The organism is Arthrobacter sp. MSA 4-2, assembly GCF_016405885.1.
Classification (GTDB): Bacteria; Actinomycetota; Actinomycetes; order Actinomycetales; family Micrococcaceae; genus Arthrobacter_D.
This window is the reverse complement of sequence record NZ_JAEKGC010000003.1, coordinates 161342-179365: the sequence shown is the minus strand read 5'-3', so window position 1 is coordinate 179365 and position 18024 is coordinate 161342. Positions and strand designations below refer to the sequence as shown.

Sequence of the window (18024 nt, the reverse complement as noted above, 5' to 3'; positions counted from 1 at the left end):
CGGCGATCAGCCGGTCCGTTCGACCAACTGATAGCCGTCCTCGGCGAACACCAGGGTGTAGGCGGTGCCCGGGTAGGTCTCCTCGGCGTGCGCCTCGGCGTCGGCCGGGGGAGTGGTGCCCCAGCTCCAGTCCTCGGCGTCAACGAGGAGGAAGTCGGGGGCCGGGTTGGTGTTCCCGATCCAGTACACCTCGGACCGGGGCACGAGGTAGGCCATCAGCCCCACGCCGGTCTCCACGCTGGCCCCTCGGGGCACTGCCTCGATCAGCCGGTGCGCGGCGTCCCACCGCGGGGACTGCCGGTAGGTTTCAGGGTCGGCGAGCTCCGCCAGGGACTGGCCGGGCAGCAGGGCCAGCGCGGCGGCCGCGGCGCAGGCGCACCCGGCCCCGGCGAGGACCCGCGGCAGGGTGCGCCCGCTGCGCCGGAGCCGGGCCGCGGCGTCGATCAGGGCCAGGAAGAGCACGGGCATGAGCACGGCGCTGTAATGCCAGCCCGGCCCCCAGTAGCCCACCTCGGTGGAGGCGAAGCGCCAGAGCAGGGTCGGCACCAGGACCAGCGCCAGCGGGGAGCGCAGGAAGACTACCCCGCCGGCCACCAGGAGCAGGAGCGCCGTCTCGTACTTGGGCGCCCCGGAGAAGAAGTCGGCCGCCGCCTGCAGGGGGTCGGCCACCATCGCCTCCGCGTCGACGCGGCCGGCATAGTCATAGGATCCCGCGGAGTTCAGGCCCGGCAGGATCACCCGCACCGAGAGCAGGAGCCAGAGCGCGCCCCAGACGGCGAGCCAGAGGCCGGCCGCGTGCCGGAAGCGCAGTGCGATGACCAGACCCAGCGCGATCACCGTCAGGCCCAGGTCCTCCTTCACGAAGACCAGCAGCGCACCCCAGGCCACGGCCGCGGCAAGGCGCCGGCGGATCAGCGCCTCGCAGCTGAGGGCGAGCAGCGGCACAGCGAAGGCGATCTCATGGAACTGGGCGGCGGCGGCGGCCTGCAGCCCCCAGGACAGGCCGTAGGCCAGCCCGACGGCGGTCCCGCCGGCCCGGCCGAGCTCCCGCAGCCCGGTGCGGGCGACGACGAACACCGAGAGCCCGAACAGCAGGTTCTGCACCACCAGGAGGGCGAAGGCCGAGGGGAACAGCGCGTAGACCGGCCCGAGCAGGACCAGCAGCGGATGGAAGTGGTCCCCGAGCAGGTTGAAGGACGCGCCCTTGATCGGAACGATGGGCGCATCGAATCCCGCGTAGGCCTTGGCGAGCTGGGTGAAGATCCCCAGGTCCCACGACGGCGACTCGAGCCGGTGCCACTGCGCGGTGGAGTAGGCGCAGTAGAGGGCCGTGACGGCGCCGGCGATCAGCCAGGCGCCGGCCGGCTGGCGCCGGAGGGCACCGCCGGCCGCGGCGGCCAGGGCGACGGCGCGGGCCGGGCCCCGGCGGCGCAATTCCGGCCGGCCGGTGCTCCGGTGCGGCGCCGGTGCTGGATGCGCCATGGCTACCGGTCCGGAACGGGAGGCCCGGCGGCCGGAGGAGGCACGTCGGGGAACAGTGGCAGCCAGGCGCCAAGATCGGCCCGCTGCCCGGAGGCCGAGACCCTTCCGGCGGCCACTGCGCCGCTCCACGACAGGGCGCCGGTGGCCAGCTCCAGCCAGGTCTGCGGATCGGTTTCGACGACATTGGGCGGGGTGCCCCGGGTGTGGCGGGGCCCTTCGACGCACTGCGTCACGCCGAAGGGCGGCACGCGCACTTCGACGCTGTTGCCCGGGGCCCGTTCAGCGAGTTCCTCAAGGCAGAAGCGCACGGCCGCGGCCTTCTCGGCCCGGCCGCCACCCGGCGCGGCCCGGAGGGCGGCGTACCCGTCCTCGGCGCTGATGCGTCGTCGTGCCATACCGTCCCTTTCGGTGCCGATCCTGCCTCCGGTGCCCGGACCTCAGCTCAGCGAACCCGCGTCAAGCTGGGCCAGCACGGGCGCGGCGAGGCGCAGGCTGCCCACGGGGCGTCCACCGCCGAGGACGCGCGGGACCACCCGCTCAAGCACCGCGCCAACCTCCGCGGCGTCGATGGCCCCGGCGGCGGCGAACAGGCTCAGGCCCACCAGGGTGGCCGCCCGCAGGTTGCCGTCGAGGACCTTCAGTGCCAGGGACGCGCCGGTGGGTGCGGCCAGGACCAGCACGCCCTCCGCACCGCTCTTGGCGAGGATGCCCAGCTCCTCCATGACCACGGAGTTGTCCTGGCCGCGGCCGTGCACGGCCCACGGGTAATCGAGCATGGCGGTGGCCACCGTCGCGGCGCGCGCGTCCGCGTACTTGTCCGAGGGGGCCTTGGCGATCCTGCCGATGCCCCGGGCCAGGCCGGTGAGGGACACCGCGGCCACGGGCGCCCCACAGCCGTCCACGCCCCAGTGCGCCGGCGCCTCTCCGGTGTACTCCTCGATGACCTCGGCGATGCTCTGCTGCAGCGGGTGGCCCCGGTCGAGGTAGGTGGAATGGTCCCAGTTGTTCTCGGTGCACGCCCACAGGAATCCTGCGTGCTTGCCGGAGCAGTTGAACGCGATGCGCTGTTTTCCCTTGCCGGAGAGGACCAGCTGGGTCCGGGTGGCCTCGTCCTGCGGCCAGTCCTCCGGGCACTGGAGGTGCTCTTCGCTCACGCCGGCGGCATTGAGCATTGTCTTCACCACGTCCAGATGTTCGGCGCTGCCTACGTGGCTGGCGGCCGCGAGGGCCACCTGCGGGCCGCGCAGGGGCACCCCTGACTTCATGGTGGCCAGAGCCTGGAAGGGCTTGAGGGTGGAGCGCGGGTAGATCGGCGCCTCGACGTTGCCCAGCGCGATCACCACCGAGCCGTCGGCGGCGAGGACGACGGCGGATCCCACGTGGCGGGACTCGATCAGGCCGCTGCGCTCAAGGACGGCGAGATCAACGGCGTCGTCCGAGCTGAAAGTTGAAAGCATGGAACAAGTATTGCCTATTCGCCGGCTCCTTCCGCGGCACCTTTCCGCCGGCGCCGCGCCCGCCGGAGGGGACGGGCCTCCGGCGGGCGCGGCTCCCGCAGCGCGGCGTCCTGCCCGCGCCGGTGGAAGGGCCTAGGTCGCAGTGAACTGGACCGACTGCCAGCCGGAGGCGCCATTGGGCACGGGGTCGGCCCGCTCGTCGGTCTGGAGCCCGTCGGCGGGGTCCGTGGCGCGGGCGCGCAGCGTGTGGGAACCCGGGCCGACGGTGATCTCGTGGTGCCACTGGCGCCAGGTGTCGACGGAGGCCTCCGCGGCAAGGGTCACCTCCTCCCACCGCCCGTCGTCGACCGAGACCTCGACCCGGGTGATGCCGCGGGTCTGGGACCAGGCCGTCCCGCCGATCTGGACCGTGCCCGCGGCGACCTTGCCGAAGGAGCGGGGGACCTCGACCCGGGCCATCGTCTTGATCGGGCCCTTCTCGGACCAGCCGCGGTCGGTCCAGTAGGAGGTCCGGTCGGCGAAGCGGGTGACCTCGAGATCGACCACCCACTTGGTGGCCGACACGTACCCGTACAGCCCCGGCACCACCATGCGCACCGGATAGCCGTGTTCAAGGGGCAGCGGCTCGTCGTTCATGGCGACCGCCAGCATGGCGTCGCGCCCGTCCTGCAGCACGGGCAGCGGGGTCGAGGCGCTGAACCCGTCGCTGCTGGTGCTCAGGACCATGTCGGCGCCCCGCAGCGGCCGCGCCCGCCGAAGCAGGTCCCGCAGCGGGTAGCCCAGCCACTTGGCGTTGCCCACGAGGTTGCCGCCCACCGGATTGGAGACGCAGGTGAGCGTGATGTGCCGCTCGATGAGGTCCTCCTCGAGCAGGTCGTCGAAGGTCAGGGTGAACTCCTCCTCGACCATGCCGTGGACCCTCAGTTCCCAGGTGTCGACGTCGAGCTGGGGGACGCTGAGGGCGGTGTCGATGCGGTAGAAGTCGGGGTTCGGGGTCAGCCACGGAACGACGCCGTCCACCGGGGCTTCGAGCCCGGCCGGCAGGACCGGGGCCGGGCTGGCAGGGGCCGGCAGCCGCAGGCTGCGCCGGGCCGCCTCCACGCTGTTGCGCACGCTGCCCAGGGCGCGGCCCCCGGCCGCGGCGGCGGCCGCCGCCGCCGTGGTGATGCCGGCGGCGGCGAAGAACGAACGCCGCGAGGACCCGCCCGGCAGGGCCCGCGCCGCCGCGGGGGCGGGCGCCATGTCGGCGGGCGCGGGGTCGGAGGGTACCGCTCGCGCGGCGGGCAGGCGGGCGATCATGAGCCGGAGGGCCAGCAGCCCGGCGGCCGTGCCGATCAGGGAGGGGAGGGCATCGTAGGTTGACGCGCCGGCCCGGGACAGGACACTGGCCACAATGACCAGGCCCGCCGCGGTGACGCCGACGGCACCCAGCACCCACCGGTGGAACGCGGCGATGCCGAGGACCGCCGCGAGGGCGGTGATGGTCAGGCCCATCCCGACGAACAGGGCCGCCTTATCCCCGGTCCCGAAGGTGGCGATGGCGAAGTCCTTCAGCCACCCGGGGGTGAAGTCGATGAACGTCGATCCGAGGGCGATCACCGGCGTGGCACGGGCGGTGAAGAACGCCGCGGCGAGCTCGGCCACGCCGAGGAGGAGTGCCGCCGCCGCGATCCCTGCCAGTGCTGCCAGCAGGGTCGTTGCTCGGGCGCTTTTCCGTCGGATGTCCATACCGGGTATTCGGAGATGCCGGTTCCGTGTATGGGTGGGCGGGCGGGGCGTAACAGGGGGAGCGGGCTTCGTGGGGTGCGGCGCACCCAGTACGCTGATCTACTGTGAAGGTTCTTGTGATTGGCCCCGGTGGCCGCGAACACGCCATCGTCCGTGCACTGCTTAACGATCCGTTCGTCCGCGAGGTCCACGCGGCCCCCGGCAACGCCGGCATCGCCGCGGACGTCCCCACCCACAGCATCAACGCCAGTGATCCGGCGGAGGTGACGCAACTGGCGCAGCGGCTCGGCTCGGATCTGGTGGTCATCGGCCCCGAGGCGCCCCTGGCCGCCGGCGTGGCCGACGCGCTCACCGAGGCCGGGATCCCCGTCTTCGGGCCCTCCCGGGCCGCCGCGCAGCTCGAGGCCTCGAAGGCCTTCGCCAAGCAGGTCATGGCCGCGGCCGGCGTTCCGACGGCGATGGCGCGGGTTGCCTCGACCACCGCCGCGGCCGAGGAGGCACTCGATACCTTCGGCGCCCCCTACGTGGTCAAGGACGACGGCCTGGCCGCGGGCAAGGGAGTCGTGGTGACCGGCGACCGCGCCGAGGCGCTCGCCCACGCCCAGAGCTGCTTCGACGCCGGCGGAAGCGTGGTCATCGAGGAGTTCCTCGACGGTCCCGAGGTCTCCCTCTTCGTACTCTCCGACGGATGCAGCGTGGTCCCGCTCGCCCTGGCCCAGGACTTCAAGCGCATCCACGACGGCGACGTGGGCCCCAACACCGGCGGCATGGGCGCCTACTCGCCCCTGACCTGGGCGCCGCCCGGCCTCGTCGACGAGGTGGTGACGCGCGTGGCCCAGCCGGTCATCGACGAGATGGCCAACCGGGCCACCCCCTTCGTGGGCGTGCTGTACTGCGGGCTGGCCCTGACCTCGCGCGGAATGCGGGTCATCGAATTCAATGCACGCTTCGGCGACCCCGAGACCCAGGCCGTGCTGGCCCGCCTGCGGACCCCCCTCGGCGGGGTGCTGCTGGCGGCTGCCAGGGGCGGCCTGGACCGCCTCAGCGGCCTCCAGTGGTCCCCCCGGACGGCGGTGGCCGTGGTGCTCGCCGCGGAGAACTACCCCGAAGCGCCCCGGACCGGCGGCCGCATCCGCGGCCTGAAGCGGGCCGCTCAGCATGAGGACGTGCAGGTGCTGCACGCCGGAACGGCGGAGAAGGACGGGAAGGTGGTCAGCTCCGGCGGCCGCGTGCTCGCCGTCGTGGGGCTGGGCGGCGACCTCGCCGGCGCCCGGGCCACGGCCTACGACGCCCTGGCCGAGATCGACCTCGAGGGCGGACAGTTCCGCACCGACATCGCCCTGAAGGCCGCCCGCGGCGAGATCCACGTCGCGGCGGCCGCCGCGCCGGTGGCGGGACGGTGAGCTCCTTCGCACCCCCGCACCCGGACCTGCCCGGCTGGAGGCACGTGTACTCGGGGAAGGTGCGCGACCTGTACGAGCCGGCGGACGGGGACCCGGACCGGGTCCTCGTGGTGGCCAGTGACCGCATCAGCGCCTTCGACCATGTGCTCGCCACGGAGATCCCGGACAAGGGCAGGGTCCTCACCCAGCTGAGCCTGTGGTGGTTCGAACGCCTCACCGGGGTGCGCAACCACGTGCTGGCCGCGGACGAGGCCGGCGGGGTCCCGGCCGCCGTCGCGGGCCGCGCCATGATCTGCCGGCGGCTCGAGATGTATCCGATCGAGTGCATCGCCCGCGGCTACCTGACCGGAAGCGGGCTGGCCGAATACCGCGCCTCGGGCACGGTCTGCTCCCTGCCGCTGCCGGCCGGGCTGCAGGACGGCTCCCGGCTCGACCCGCCGCTGTTCACGCCCTCGGCCAAGGCCGAGGTGGGCGAGCACGACGAGAACATCACCTATGACGCCGTCGTCATGACCGTGGGCGACGACGCCGCTGCGCAGCTGCGTTCGCTGACCCTGGACATCTACTCCCGGGCCGAGGTGATCGCCCGGGAGCGCGGGATTATCCTCGCCGACACGAAGGTGGAATTCGGCCTCGACCCGGTCGCGGGGCGGATCACCCTGGGCGATGAGGTGCTGACCCCCGATTCCTCCCGGTTCTGGGACGCCTCGCAGTACTCCCCGGGCCGCGCCCAGCCCTCCTTCGACAAGCAGTTCGTGCGCGACTGGCTCACCTCGGACGCCTCCGGCTGGGACCGGGTGTCGGCGCCGCCGGCCCTCCCCGCCGACGTCGTAGAGCGGACCCGCGGGCGCTACATCGAGGCCTACGAGCGCCTGACCGGCCGGGCCTTCGCCTGAGGGTCCCCCGGACACCGGGCGGCGGCTGGGGCGTACGTCACGGAACCGACACTTTCGGCGCACCCGGTGGAGCCCCGCGTCGGCGGCGTTAGACTCGCCTCACAATTTCCGCAGCCGGCCCCGCTCCCGACGTCTTTGGACAGCGGCGGCGGTGCCGGCCGGAGGCCCGCTCAGCCCGCCACGAGGAGAAGTGTCCTATGCAGACGAAAATCACCCTCATCATCGACGTCCCTGCCGACCCGGAAGCATTCGAGCGGGAATTCCCCGACCTCCTCGCGAAGGCCAGGGCGCTGCCCGGCCAGGTCCGCCTCGAGTCCGCGAAGGTGTGGCCGAAGGAGGACGGCACGCCGGCTCCGGCGCACCGCACTTTGGATGTCTATTTCGATGATTACGATGCCGCCTCCCGCGCGGTCAGCGTGCCGGAGGCCGGGGCGTTCTTCGAGAAGCTCGGCGGCCTGGGGGTATCCTTCACGGGGCTGTTCTGCGAGGTCGAGGAGCAGTAGGAACCGCCGCCGGGCCGGGGCCCGGGCATTGACCCGGCGGACGGCTCCGCGCTTAGCCCGTCGCGCCTCCGGGCGCGAAGAGCTCGTCGAAGCCCTCGAGGGGAACCTCGACCAGGCCCGGGGAGCGCGGGCCGGGTGCGCCGGGGCCGCGGGGGTTCAGGAGGACTTCGGAGAGCACGACGGCGTGGATCTTCGCCAGGTCGTACCCAACGCTGAGGGTCGCCCGGCGCAGGGACCCGGTGGCGGTGGGGTCCCAGTAGATCGCCGTCTGCAGGGCCTGGACGCTCCACAGCTCCCGGGAGGGCAGGAGGCCGTCCCCGGCGTCGGGCAGGTCGAAGAGGGCGCCCTGTTCCGGGTCGGTGCCCGGAAGGAGGGTGACGCCCGGCGGGCGGGTCAGGATGGAGATCCTGCCAATGCCCTCGGCCGAAAGGTAGCCGCCCTTGTTGCTGGGGACCGCCGTGATGCCGGTATCGACGAGAACGGGGTTTCCCAGCAGCAGGTTCCAGACCCGGTCGCGGGTGGCGTGGCGGTAGATCTCCCGGCGGACGAATTCCTCGGGCTGGTACTCGCTGAGGAAGTGCACCACGGCCTTCTGGGCCGCGGCGTCGATGAGCCCGGCCACCCGGTCCAGGGTGGGGCCGAACCGGGAGACGACCTGCGCCGCGTTGTGCATTGTTCGGGTGCCTCTTCCGGCGCTCGGGGTTTCGCTTGCCCTTAATCCAACCGCATCGGCCCCGTGATCCCGGGTCCAACACGCGACCGCCGCCGGCTTCGTCCTCGCTGCTTCAGGCCAACTGCTTCAGGCCAACTGCTCCACGCCATCTGCTTCAGGCCGGGGCGACCGCCTGGACGCAGAACCCCGGTCGAGAACCCGGGACACAGGAAAGGACGCCTCCGCCCTGCGGAGACGCCCCTGCTGTCGTGCCTGAGTTAACTTCTTTGGTCGGGGTGACAGGATTTGAACCTGCGGCCTCGTCGTCCCGAACGACGCGCGCTACCAAGCTGCGCCACACCCCGATGCATTGTTCCCGCCGCATAACCTGCGGCAAAAGCAACTTTCCAAGAATACCCCGTGAAGGCCCGGGAGGCGAAACCCCGGCCCGTCGCGGCCGGCGGTCCTACACCAGCGAGTCCTTCCAGGCCGCGTGCAGGGCCGCGAACCGGCCGGTTCCACCGATCAGGTCCGCCGGCTTTCCGTCCTCAACCACCTCGCCGTCGTGCACCACCAGCACCCGGTCGGCGATCGCCACGGTGGAGAGCCGGTGGGCGATGATCAGGGCCGTGCGCTGTCCCAGCAGCCGCTGCAGGCCCTCCTGCACGAGCCGCTCGCTGGGAATGTCAAGGGACGAGGTCGCCTCGTCGAGGATCAGCACGGCGGGGTCGGCCAGGAAGGCCCGGGCGAAGCTGATCAGCTGCCGCTGCCCCGAGGACACCCGGCCCCCGCGCTTGTTGACGTCGGTGTCGTAGCCCTCGGGCAGTTCGCGGACGAACGTGTCGGCGCCGACGGCCCGCGCGGCCGCCTCGATCTCCTCCCGGGACGCATCGGGCCGGCCGAGGGCGATATTCTCGGCGACGGAGCCGCTGAACAGGAAGGCCTCCTGGGTCACCATGACCACCGAGCGCCGCAGGTCCTTCGCGTCCACCTCGCGCAGGTCCACCCCGTCGAGGGTGATGCTCCCGGCGGACACGTCGTAGAAGCGGGCGATCAGCTTGGCGAGCGTGGACTTTCCGGCGCCGGTCTGCCCGACCAGGGCCACGGTCTGGCCGGCCGGGATGGCCAGGTTCAGGGGCGGGATGACCTGCGGGCCGTCGGCGTAGCGGAACTCGACGTCCCGGAATTCGACGGCGCCCCGGGCCTGCGGCAGGGCCACCGGGTTCCGGGGCGGGCGGACCGTCGGAACCTCCTCGAGCAGCCCCGAGACCTTCTCCAGCGCCGCCGAGGCGGACTGGAAGGAGTTGTAGAAGAGGGCCATCTGGTCCACCGGCTGGAAGAACCGCTTGCTGTAGAGCAGCAGGGCCAGCAGCGCGCCCACCTCAAGCGAGCCCTCGAGGACCCGGAAGCCGCCGGCCGCGAGCACGACGGCCACGGTGAGGTTGCCGATGAGCACCAGCCCCGGCTGGAAGACGCCGTTGAGGTTGATCGAGCGGATGGTGGCCTGGCGGTAGTCCTCGGCCAGTTCGTCGTACCGGGTGGCGTTGGCCGGTTCCCGGCGGAACGCCTTCACGGCGCGGATCCCGGTCATCGTCTCGATGAAGTGGACGATGAGTTTCGCGGAGACCACCCGGGAGGACCGGAAGGCGATCTGCGAGTGCTTCTGGTACCAGCGGGCCAGCAGGAACATGGGAACCCCCGCCGCGAGGATCAGCAGGCCGGTCCGCCAGTCGAGGGCGAAGATGGTCACGGCGGTGAAGAGCATGAACATCGCGCCGGAGGCCAGGGAGCTGATGCCCGAATCGAGGAGTTCGCGCAGCGCCTCGAGGTCCGAGGTCTGCCGGGAAATGATCCGGCCCGAGGTGTACTTCTCGTGGAACTCGAGGCTCAGCCGCTGGGTGTGCCGGAACACCCACAGGCGCAGGTCAAGCAGCATCGCCTGGCTCAGCCGCGCCGTCGCCCGCACGTACCCGGCGGTGAGCACGGCACCCAGGACGGCGGCGAGGAGATATGCGCCGCCGGCCGCCACCAGCTGCACCGGATTCCCGGCGATCAGGGCCGGCAGGGCCCGATCGATGCCGAAGGCGATGATCGCCGGCCCGGCCACCCGGGCCGCCTGTGAGATGACGACCAGGGCGATGGTGAGGACGAACTGCCGCCGGTTGGGCCGGATCAGTGCCCCGAGCAGGCGGAAGGAGCGTGCCCGCACTGTCCGGTTCTGCGCCCGGTCCAGCAGGACCTCGTCCTCGTTGCTGACGCCGGCGGGGGCGGCCCCCGCCGTCGCTTCCGGGCCGGACTTCCGCCCCGGCCGCCGTCGCGGCCGCTGTGCAGCCTTTGTCATGCCAGTGCCTCTTCGTCGTCGTACCCGCTGTCGAGATCCACCGGTTCCTCCGTCAGGCTCGCAATGACATAGCGGTAGTGGTCGTTGCGGGCGAGCAGTTCGATGTGCGTGCCGACGTCGGTGATCCGCCCGTCCTGAAGCAGCGCCACCCGGTCGGCCAGGGCGACGGTCGAGGGCCGGTGGGCGACCACGAGCGTCGTCGTGCCGCGCAGCACCTCCCGGAGCCGCTCCTCAACGAGTTCCTCGGTGCGCACGTCGAGGGCGGAGAGGGGATCGTCGAGCACCAGCACGCGTGGCTGGGCGGCGATGGCCCGGGCCAGGGCCAGGCGCTGGCGCTGGCCGCCGGACAGACTCAGTCCCTCCTCGCCGATGAGGGTGTCGACCCCGAGCGGGAGGGAGTAGACGAAGTGCGCCTGGGCCACCTCGAGCGCCTCGGCCAGCAGTGCCTCCGCCTCGGCGTCGCTTTCGGTCCGGGCGCCCATCAGGACGTTGTCGCGCACCGAGCTTGAAAAGAGGGTCGTGTCCTCGAAGGCGACCGCCACCAGGGTGCGCAGGTCGGCCAGCGCGAAGTCCCGCAGGTCGGTGCCGTCGAGGGTGATGCGCCCTCCGGTCACGTCGTAGAGGCGCGGCACGAGCTGCACCAGGGTGGTCTTGCCGCTGCCGGTCACGCCCACCAGGGCCAGGGTTTCTCCGGCCCGCAGCCGCAGGTCCACGCCGTTGAGGATGTCCCCGGCAGCGTCCTGGGTGTCCGGGTAGCGGAAGTGGACGTCCTCGAAGGCCAGCTCCCCGCGCGGCTCGGCCGGCCGCGCCGGTGCGGCGGGGGACGTGATGGGGTTCCGGGTCTCCATGACCTCGTAGTGGCGGTCGATGGCGGTCTTGGCGGTGAAGGTCATGGCCAGCAGCGGTCCGATGAATTCCACCGGGCCGGCGACGACGGCGGCGGTGGCGAAGAACGCGACGAGCGCCCCGATGCTCACCTGCCCCGTGGAGGCCAGCAGCACGCCGACGACGAGGGAGGCTCCCAACGCCAGCTCCGGGAGCAGGGTGACCACGAGGGAGAAGTTGGCGAGCGATTTCGCCTTGACGATCTCGGTGCGGCGCAGCTGCTCCGCCTGCTCATTGAACGCATCGAGTGCCTCGCCGCTGCGCCCGAAGGCCTTGAGCACGCGGATGCCGTGAACCGATTCCTCGACGGCGGTGGCAAGGTCGCCGGCCTGGTCCTGGCTCCTTCGCGAGACCCGGCTGTAGGAGGTGCGGAAGCGGAACCCATAGATCATGATCGGCACCGCGGCGGCGAGGAAGATCAGGGCGAGGATCCAGTTGGTCAGGAACATCACCACGACGCCGATCCCCACGGTCAGTGAGGTCACCACCAGCATGATGAGGCCGAACGCCATCCAGCGGCGCATCAGGTTCAGGTCCGACATGGCGCGGGAGAGCAGCTGGCCGCTTCCCCAGCGGTCGTGGAACTCCACCGGGAGTTCCTGGAGGTGCCGGTAGAAGGAGGTCCGCATGTCGGTCTCCACGGAGGTGGCCGGGCCGATGACGAACTGCCGCCGCAGGGCGATCAGCGCCGCTTCAAGGACGCCGAGGAGGAGCACCAGCCCAGCGGCCAGCCAGACCCCCGAGGCGGAGCCGCCGCGCGTGAGCGAGTCGTTGACGAGGACGCGGAGCACCTGCGGAATCGACAGCGCCATGACGCTTGCGGCCAGGGCGCACAGCAGGCCCAGCAGCAGCCGCGGGGCGATGGGACGCACGTGCGGGTACAGGCGCTTCATCGACTCGCGCAGCGTGGGTGCCGGTTTCATTCCACCTCTTCGGTGCTCGATGTCGGTCCTGGATCCCGCGCGGGCCGGGGCGGCCCCCGGAGGCCGGCGGGCCTGGCTCCCCGTTGAACGAACAGCGGCGGAAAACTTCTCCTACGCGGCATCCCGGGCGGTCAGGGTGAGCAGGACGGCCTCGGGCCGGCAGGCCAGGCGCACCGGGGCGAACCGGGAGGTGCCAATGCCCGCCGAGACGTTCAGCGGCACCCGGTGCCCGCGGTGCTCCCACTCGGTGAGCCCGCGGGCACGCCAGGTCGGAAGGTCGCAGTTCGTCACCAGCGCCCCGTAGCCGGGAACGCAGACCTGGCCCCCGTGGGTGTGGCCGGCGAGGATCAGCTCGGCGCCGCCGTCGGTGAAGTAGTCGAGCACCCGCTGGTAGGGGGCGTGGGTGACGGCGATGCGCACGTGCGGGGCCTCGGCGGAGGTGCTGCTCCCGGCGGGGTAGCCGGCGTACCTGTCGCGGTCGAGGTGCGGATCGTCGACGCCGGTGAAGTCGAGGCGGAGGCCGCGCATGCCGATGGACTGGCTCCGGTTGGTGAGGTCGATCCAGCCGGCGGTGCCGAAGGCGCTGAACATCCGGGCCCAGGGCAGTTCGCGGGGCTCGCGCGTGCCGGCGGAGGAGGGGCCGGAGAAATACCGGAGGGGGTTCTTCATCACCGGCTCGTAGTAGTCGTTCGAACCGGGGACGAAGACGCCGGGAAAGCGGAGCAGCGGGCCGAGGGCCTCGAGCAGGGGGCCCACGGCCTTGCGGTGGCTGAGGTTGTCCCCGGTGTTGACGACCAGGTCCGGTTCGAGCCGGGCCAGGCCCTGCAGCCAGTCGCGCTTTGACTTCTGATGGGGCGCCATGTGGATGTCGGAGAGCTGGAGCACCCGCAGGGGCCGGGCTCCGGGCGGGAGGATCCGTACCGTCTCCTCACGGAGCGAGAAGAGGGTCCTTTCGATCACCGAGGCGTAGCCCAGGGTCGCGGCCCCGGCGAGTGCCGTGAGCCCGGTGCTCCATGCGAGCGCTGTCCCTACCCCGTTCGTCCTCGATGACTCCACGTTCAGTCGTCCCCTTCGCCGCCGTCGTCGTTGCCGTTTCCGTTGCCGCCGCCGTTGTTGCCGCCGTTGTCGTCACCCGGTCCGGCCGGTCCACCGAGTATGCCACCGGGGACGCCGGGAAGCCCACCGGGGCCGTTCTGGCCGTTGCCGTTCTGTCCGTTACCGAAGAACGGTACGCTCGGGCGGCCGTTGATGATGTTGGGCGGCGGGTTCTGGAACGGCTCACCGACGTACAGGCCCGGAATCTGCTGCATGAAGCGGGCCCAGGAGGGAGCGGCGATCAGGGAGCCGTCGATCTCCGGGTACACGCGGCCGCCGATCTGCAGGCCGCTGAGGGAGGTGTTCCCTTCCTTCCAGTTGCCGATCCAGCTTGCCGTGGCCAGGCCGGAGTTGTAGCCCATGAACCAGGTCTGCGAGCGCTGGTCGTTGGTGCCGGTCTTGCCGGCCATCGGGATACCGCCGTACTCAAGCAGTGAACCGGAGCCGGTCTTCATGACCTCCTGCGTCGCGTAGTTCACCCCGCGTGCGGTCTCCTTCGGGATGACCTGCTTGCAGGAGGAGGCCGGAACCGGGTAGCTGGTGCCGTCCGCGGCCGTGACCTCGGTCAGGGCGCGGGGGTCGCAGACGCTGCCCTCGGCGCCGAAACCGGCGAAGGCGGTGACCATCGACAGGGGAGAGACATCCTCGACGCCGCCGATGAGCGCCGAGGGCGCGACGGTGAGGCGCCCGGGTTCACCGTCCTTACTCTTGCCGTTGTGGACTCCCATGTCGTAGGCGATGTCCTGGATGCGGCAGAGGTCGAGCTGCTTGGCCGAGGCCATGGTGATGGTGTTCAGCGACTGGGCCAGACCGCGGAGCACGGTGGCGGGACCGTAGTTGGTGTCGCCGTAGTTCTGCGGGAAGTACCCGCTGAGGCCATCCTCGCTCTGCACCCGGTAGGCGCCGCCTTGGAGGCAGCTCGCCGTCCACCGGTCGTTCTCCGGGTAGCGCTTCTTGTTGCCGTCCAGGACCGTGTTCAGGGACTTTCCAGCGTCGACCCATGCGGCAACGGTGAAGGGCTTGTAGGTCGAGCCCGGCTGGAACCCGCCGATACCGCCGAGGCTCTTCTCGGGATTCCCGTCGGCGTACTGATCGACGTTGAAGTTCAGGACCGAATCGCCGGCCGCCTCGCCCGGCCGGTACCGCGTGTTCTGCGCCATCGAGATGATGTTGCCGGTCTTCGGGTCGACGCTCACGAGGGAGTGCCCCACGGCCCCGTCGGTGGTTTCGGGGTTCGCCGTCTCATTGACGGCGGTCTGCGCGGCTTTCTGCACCCGCGGATCAAGCGTGGTCTTTATGGTCAGCCCGGAGCGGTAGAGGACCTTCTTGCGGTCCTCAGGGGTTTCGCCGTAGGCGGGATCGTTGAGGATCAGGTGGGTGACGTAGTCGCAGAAGTAGGCTGCCTGCGCGGCGCCGGCGCAGCCGTTGAGCGTCGGGGTGATCTTCAGGCTGAGGTCCTTCGCGACGGCGGCGTCGTGCTCCTCCTGCGTGATCTTGCCGGTCTTGAGCATGGCGCCGATCACGAGGTTGCGCCGCTCCAGCGACCGCTCCGGGTTCAGCTCGGGGCTGTAGTAGGTGGTGCCGTTGACGACGCCGGCAAGCAGGGCGCTCTGCTCGATGTTGAGGTCTTTCGCGTCGACGTTGAAGAAGTACTTGGAGGCCGCCTGCACGCCGTAGGTGGTACCGGTAAACGGCACGATGTTGAGGTACCCCTCAAGGATCTCGTCCTTGGTGAGTTCCTTCTCGACGGCGATGGCGAGCTTCGCCTCGCGCAGCTTGTCCCCGATCGTCTTGCTGCCGCTGAAGACCGCTTCCCCGCCGTTCTGGCGGGCGGTGTCGATCAGCACGTTGGTGACGAACTGCTGGGTGAGGGTTGAGGCGCCGCGGGTGGTGTCGCTGCTGATGTTGTTGGCGACCGCGCCGAGGATGCCCTGCAGGTCGACGCCGCCGTGCTCGTAGAAGCGGTTGTCCTCGATCGCCAGCAGGGCATTGGTCATATTGGGGGAGACCTGGTCGAGCGTAATCGGCTGCCGGTTCTCCTCGTACAGGGTCGCGATCAGCGAGCCGTCGGTCGCGAGGATCTTGGTCGGCTGGGCGAGCGCGTCGCGCTCAAGCTCCGCCGGGAGCTCCTCGAAGAACTGGATGGAGGCCGACGCCCCGGCGCCCGCCGCGGCGGCGACGGGCACGAGCAGTCCGGCGGCGAGCACACCACTGAGTCCGCTGATTCCGAGGAATGCAACGATTTTCCCAAGGGTGGTTGCCGTGTCAAAGAGAGGGGAGGTCCGAGGAGCCATGTACTGCAGTTTACAAGCACGCGCTAGGCTTTGACGCATGACCAAATGGGAGTACTCCACGATTCCGCTGATCATCCACGCCACCAAGCAGATCCTTGATCAGTGGGGTGAGGACGGCTGGGAGCTCGTCCAGGTGGTTCCCGGACCCGACGGGAACGGCCTCGTGGCCTACCTGAAGCGCGAAAAGGGCCAGTCGTGACCGGCACTGAAACCGCCCCCTCCGCGGTCGAGGCGCGCCTTGCCGAGCTGGGCATCACCCTGCCGGCCGTCGCCGCGCCGGTCGCCAGTTACGTGCCTGCTGTCATCTCGGGCACCTTCGTCTACACCTCCGGGCAGCTCCCCTTCGTTGACGGGAAGCTCCCGGCCACCGGCAAGGTCGGGGCCGCCGTTGACGCCGACACCGCCCACTCGCTCGCGGCCACCTGCGCCGTGAACGCCCTGGCCGCGGTCAAGGAGCGGATCGGCGACCTGGACCGGGTGACAAGGATCGTCAAGGTCGTCGGCTTCGTCGCCTCCGACCCGTCCTTCACCGGCCAGCCGGGCGTCATCAACGGGGCCTCGAACCTGCTGGGCGAGGTCTTCGGAGATGCCGGAGTCCATGCCCGTTCCGCCGTCGGCGTCGCCGTGCTGCCCCTTGATGCGCCGGTCGAGGTCGAAATGATCGTGGAGTTCGTCTAGTCCCGTGGACCGACTAAGCAACCGCAGGTTCCCCCTCCATCCTGAGGAGCGCAGCGCCGCCCGGGGCTGGGTGGAGTATGGTGCCCGCACCCCCCTGAAGGCCCGCCCGGCCTCCTCGGTCGTCCTGGTCCGCGACAGCCCGACGGGCGCGGAGACCTACCTCACCTGCCGCCGCAGCGAATCGCCGCTGGGAATCGTCGGGTTTCCGGGCGGCCTGATCGAGGAGTTCGACGACGACCCGGTCGACTGGTGCGGACCCAGCCCCTCCGCCTGGGCGAAGGCACTGGGGACCGACGACCACAACCTGGCCCGCCGCCACGTGCTGGCCGCCGTGCGCGAACTCTTCGAGGAAACCGGCGTGCTGCTGGCCGGGCCCGACCCCACCAGCATGGTGGAGAGCACCCGCGGGCGGGAATGGATGAAGGCGCGTGAGTCCGTCGCCCATCAGGACTCATCCTTCGCGGAGGTCCTTAGCCGGCGCGGACTGGCCGTCCGGTCCGACCTGATCAAGCCGCTGGCGCACTGGCTGACCCCCGACTTCGCGCACCGCCGCTTCGACACCCACTACTTCGCCGTGGCCCAGCCCGTGAACCAGTCGCCCACGCTCCTAGAGAGCAAGGGCATCTGGGGTGAGTGGAAGTGCGCGGCGCAGGAGATCGAGCGCCGGAACACCACCGACCTGGGTGACGAGGTGGGCCAGCCCAACACCGTGGGACGTACCCTGAGCGAGATCACGGTGCCCGCGGTGGAGCTGATCCTCGAAAAGCTCGGCTCATCGCGCGGCTGTATCGCCTATCTTTCCCACAAACGGAAGATCAAGCTCTATTACCCGCACCTGGCAGAGCACGACGGCGACCTGATGCTCGAGGTCGCCTGCCCGGTGCTGACCGAGGGCGGCTCGGCCCAGCGCGGCCGATAGAAGCGCGGCCGGACCACCCCGGGGCCCGGCCGGGCCGGGTCAGCGGCTGCGCTGGCGCAGACGCTGGATGTCGAGAATGACGACGGCGCGGGCCTCGAGGCGGAGCCAGCCGCGCTGGACGAATTCGGCGAGAGCCTTGTTGACCGTTTCACGTGAAGCGCCGACCAGTTGGGCCAGTTCCTCCTGGGTCAGTTCGTGGGCTACCAGGACGCCGTCGGTGGCGGGCCTGCCGAAACGGTCGGCCAGATCCAGCAGCGCCTTCGCGACGCGGCCGGGGACATCGGAAAACACGAGGTCCGCGAGGGACTCGTTGGTGCGGCGCAGCCGGCGGGCGAGCGCCTGGAGCAGCTGGGCCGACACCTCGGGGCGGGTCTCGAGCAGCACCCGCAGGTTCTCGTTCTTCAGCCCCGCCAGCCGGGTCTCCGACACCGCCGTCGCCGTGGCAGTGCGCGGGCTGGGGTCGAACAGGGCCATCTCGCCGAAGAGTTCACCCGGGCCGAGGATCGCCAGCAGGTTCTCCCTGCCGTCCTGGGCGGTGCGTCCGAGCTTGATCTTGCCGGAGACGATGAAGTACAGCTGGTCGCCCTGGTCTCCCTCACGGAATACCGACGATCCACGCGAGAGGTCAACTTCGGTCAACTCATCAGTGAGGGCGGCGAAGACGTCGTCTCCCAGCGAAGCGAAGAGCGGCGCCCGGCGCAGTACCTCGATATCCATGAATTCTCCTGTTGACTTGGGGTGGTGCGGCTGTCCCGCGTGGCCTCTACC

16 protein-coding genes and 1 tRNA gene are annotated in these 18024 nt (G+C 70.8%); 6 read left to right on the top strand and 11 right to left on the bottom strand.

All coding sequences use genetic code 11. The annotated features are described in order from the left end of the window. Positions 1 to 6: 6 nt before the first annotated feature. From I6N91_RS04400 to I6N91_RS04385, 4 genes are all read right to left on the bottom strand, one after another. Positions 7 to 1482, bottom strand: coding sequence for a DUF2079 domain-containing protein (locus tag I6N91_RS04400; protein WP_198811005.1), 1476 nt, complete (start codon positions 1480 to 1482; stop codon positions 7 to 9). A 2-nt stretch (positions 1483 to 1484) separates the two neighbouring features. Further along, positions 1485 to 1877 carry a sterol carrier family protein gene (locus I6N91_RS04395; protein ID WP_198811004.1) on the bottom strand — a complete coding sequence of 131 codons (393 nt, stop codon included), beginning with the start codon at positions 1875 to 1877 and terminating at the stop codon, positions 1485 to 1487. A gap of 42 nt (positions 1878 to 1919) precedes the next feature. Further along, complete coding sequence (locus tag I6N91_RS04390) at positions 1920 to 2939, bottom strand: asparaginase (RefSeq protein WP_198811002.1); 1020 nt, start codon at positions 2937 to 2939, stop codon at positions 1920 to 1922. Positions 2940 to 3071: 132 nt separating this feature from the next. Next, positions 3072 to 4667, bottom strand: coding sequence for a molybdopterin-dependent oxidoreductase (locus I6N91_RS04385; protein ID WP_198811000.1), 1596 nt, complete (start codon positions 4665 to 4667; stop codon positions 3072 to 3074). A gap of 104 nt (positions 4668 to 4771) precedes the next feature. Here I6N91_RS04385 and purD point away from each other — a divergent pair, with 104 nt between their 5' ends. The 3 genes from purD (at position 4772) to I6N91_RS04370 (ending at position 7469) form a co-directional block, all read left to right on the top strand. Further along, positions 4772 to 6070 carry a phosphoribosylamine--glycine ligase gene (purD, locus tag I6N91_RS04380; RefSeq protein ID WP_198810998.1) on the top strand — a complete coding sequence of 433 codons (1299 nt, stop codon included), beginning with the start codon at positions 4772 to 4774 and terminating at the stop codon, positions 6068 to 6070. Beyond that, complete coding sequence (locus I6N91_RS04375) at positions 6067 to 6966, top strand: phosphoribosylaminoimidazolesuccinocarboxamide synthase (protein WP_198810996.1); 900 nt, start codon at positions 6067 to 6069, stop codon at positions 6964 to 6966. The genes purD and I6N91_RS04375 overlap by 4 nt, the downstream gene beginning before the upstream one ends. 197 nt (positions 6967 to 7163) lie before the next feature. Further along, on the top strand, positions 7164 to 7469 hold the full coding sequence (locus I6N91_RS04370) for an EthD family reductase (protein ID WP_198810994.1): 306 nt from the start codon (positions 7164 to 7166) through the stop codon (positions 7467 to 7469). A 52-nt stretch (positions 7470 to 7521) separates the two neighbouring features. Here I6N91_RS04370 and I6N91_RS04365 read toward each other — a convergent pair whose 3' ends face one another. The 6 genes from I6N91_RS04365 to I6N91_RS04335 form a co-directional block, all read right to left on the bottom strand. Then, a complete protein-coding gene (locus tag I6N91_RS04365; RefSeq protein ID WP_198810992.1) occupies positions 7522 to 8142 on the bottom strand; it encodes a hypothetical protein in 621 nt (206 codons plus the stop codon). Positions 8143 to 8409: 267 nt separating this feature from the next. After that, positions 8410 to 8486, bottom strand: a tRNA-Pro gene (locus I6N91_RS04355). A gap of 101 nt (positions 8487 to 8587) precedes the next feature. Further along, on the bottom strand, positions 8588 to 10462 hold the full coding sequence (locus I6N91_RS04350; protein ID WP_198810990.1) for an ABC transporter ATP-binding protein: 1875 nt from the start codon (positions 10460 to 10462) through the stop codon (positions 8588 to 8590). Next, positions 10459 to 12270, bottom strand: coding sequence for an ABC transporter ATP-binding protein (locus I6N91_RS04345; RefSeq protein ID WP_198810988.1), 1812 nt, complete (start codon positions 12268 to 12270; stop codon positions 10459 to 10461). The genes I6N91_RS04350 and I6N91_RS04345 overlap by 4 nt, the downstream gene beginning before the upstream one ends. 111 nt (positions 12271 to 12381) lie before the next feature. Next, positions 12382 to 13332 (bottom strand): metallophosphoesterase, encoded by a 951-nt coding sequence (locus tag I6N91_RS04340; protein WP_374058914.1) that lies wholly within the window; start codon positions 13330 to 13332, stop codon positions 12382 to 12384. After that, a complete protein-coding gene (locus I6N91_RS04335; RefSeq protein ID WP_198810984.1) occupies positions 13329 to 15659 on the bottom strand; it encodes a transglycosylase domain-containing protein in 2331 nt (776 codons plus the stop codon). Before I6N91_RS04335 ends, I6N91_RS04340 begins: the two co-directional genes overlap by 4 nt. Positions 15660 to 15696: 37 nt before the next feature. On the opposite strand from I6N91_RS04335, the gene I6N91_RS04330 reads away from it, so the two are divergent. From I6N91_RS04330 to I6N91_RS04320, 3 genes are read left to right on the top strand one after another with little or no spacing between them, the layout of a single operon-like run. After that, positions 15697 to 15858 carry a DUF4177 domain-containing protein gene (locus tag I6N91_RS04330; RefSeq protein WP_120167707.1) on the top strand — a complete coding sequence of 54 codons (162 nt, stop codon included), beginning with the start codon at positions 15697 to 15699 and terminating at the stop codon, positions 15856 to 15858. After that, positions 15855 to 16337 (top strand): RidA family protein, encoded by a 483-nt coding sequence (locus I6N91_RS04325; RefSeq protein ID WP_198810982.1) that lies wholly within the window; start codon positions 15855 to 15857, stop codon positions 16335 to 16337. The genes I6N91_RS04330 and I6N91_RS04325 overlap by 4 nt, the downstream gene beginning before the upstream one ends. A 4-nt stretch (positions 16338 to 16341) precedes the next feature. Next, entirely contained in the window at positions 16342 to 17256 is a 915-nt protein-coding gene (locus I6N91_RS04320) for an NUDIX hydrolase (RefSeq protein WP_198810980.1), read from the top strand. A 39-nt stretch (positions 17257 to 17295) separates the two neighbouring features. Here the strand turns inward: I6N91_RS04320 and I6N91_RS04315 are convergent, their stop codons facing one another. Next, on the bottom strand, positions 17296 to 17973 hold the full coding sequence (locus I6N91_RS04315; RefSeq protein WP_120167713.1) for a Crp/Fnr family transcriptional regulator: 678 nt from the start codon (positions 17971 to 17973) through the stop codon (positions 17296 to 17298). Positions 17974 to 18024: the final 51 nt, after the last annotated feature.

Bases quoted from the DNA above. Each gene is read 5' to 3' on its own strand.
- I6N91_RS04370 (WP_198810994.1), top strand. From the start codon at position 7,164: ATGCAGACGAAAATCACCCTCATCATCGACGTCCCTGCCGACCCGGAA.
- I6N91_RS04345 (WP_198810988.1), bottom strand. From the start codon at position 12,270: ATGAAACCGGCACCCACGCTGCGCGAGTCGATGAAGCGCCTGTACCCG.
- I6N91_RS04335 (WP_198810984.1), bottom strand. From the start codon at position 15,659: ATGGCTCCTCGGACCTCCCCTCTCTTTGACACGGCAACCACCCTTGGG.
- I6N91_RS04395 (WP_198811004.1), bottom strand. From the start codon at position 1,877: ATGGCACGACGACGCATCAGCGCCGAGGACGGGTACGCCGCCCTCCGG.
- I6N91_RS04350 (WP_198810990.1), bottom strand. From the start codon at position 10,462: ATGACAAAGGCTGCACAGCGGCCGCGACGGCGGCCGGGGCGGAAGTCC.
- I6N91_RS04315 (WP_120167713.1), bottom strand. From the start codon at position 17,973: ATGGATATCGAGGTACTGCGCCGGGCGCCGCTCTTCGCTTCGCTGGGA.
- I6N91_RS04385 (WP_198811000.1), bottom strand. From the start codon at position 4,667: ATGGACATCCGACGGAAAAGCGCCCGAGCAACGACCCTGCTGGCAGCA.
- I6N91_RS04400 (WP_198811005.1), bottom strand. From the start codon at position 1,482: ATGGCGCATCCAGCACCGGCGCCGCACCGGAGCACCGGCCGGCCGGAA.
- I6N91_RS04390 (WP_198811002.1), bottom strand. From the start codon at position 2,939: ATGCTTTCAACTTTCAGCTCGGACGACGCCGTTGATCTCGCCGTCCTT.
- I6N91_RS04365 (WP_198810992.1), bottom strand. From the start codon at position 8,142: ATGCACAACGCGGCGCAGGTCGTCTCCCGGTTCGGCCCCACCCTGGAC.
- I6N91_RS04330 (WP_120167707.1), top strand. From the start codon at position 15,697: ATGACCAAATGGGAGTACTCCACGATTCCGCTGATCATCCACGCCACC.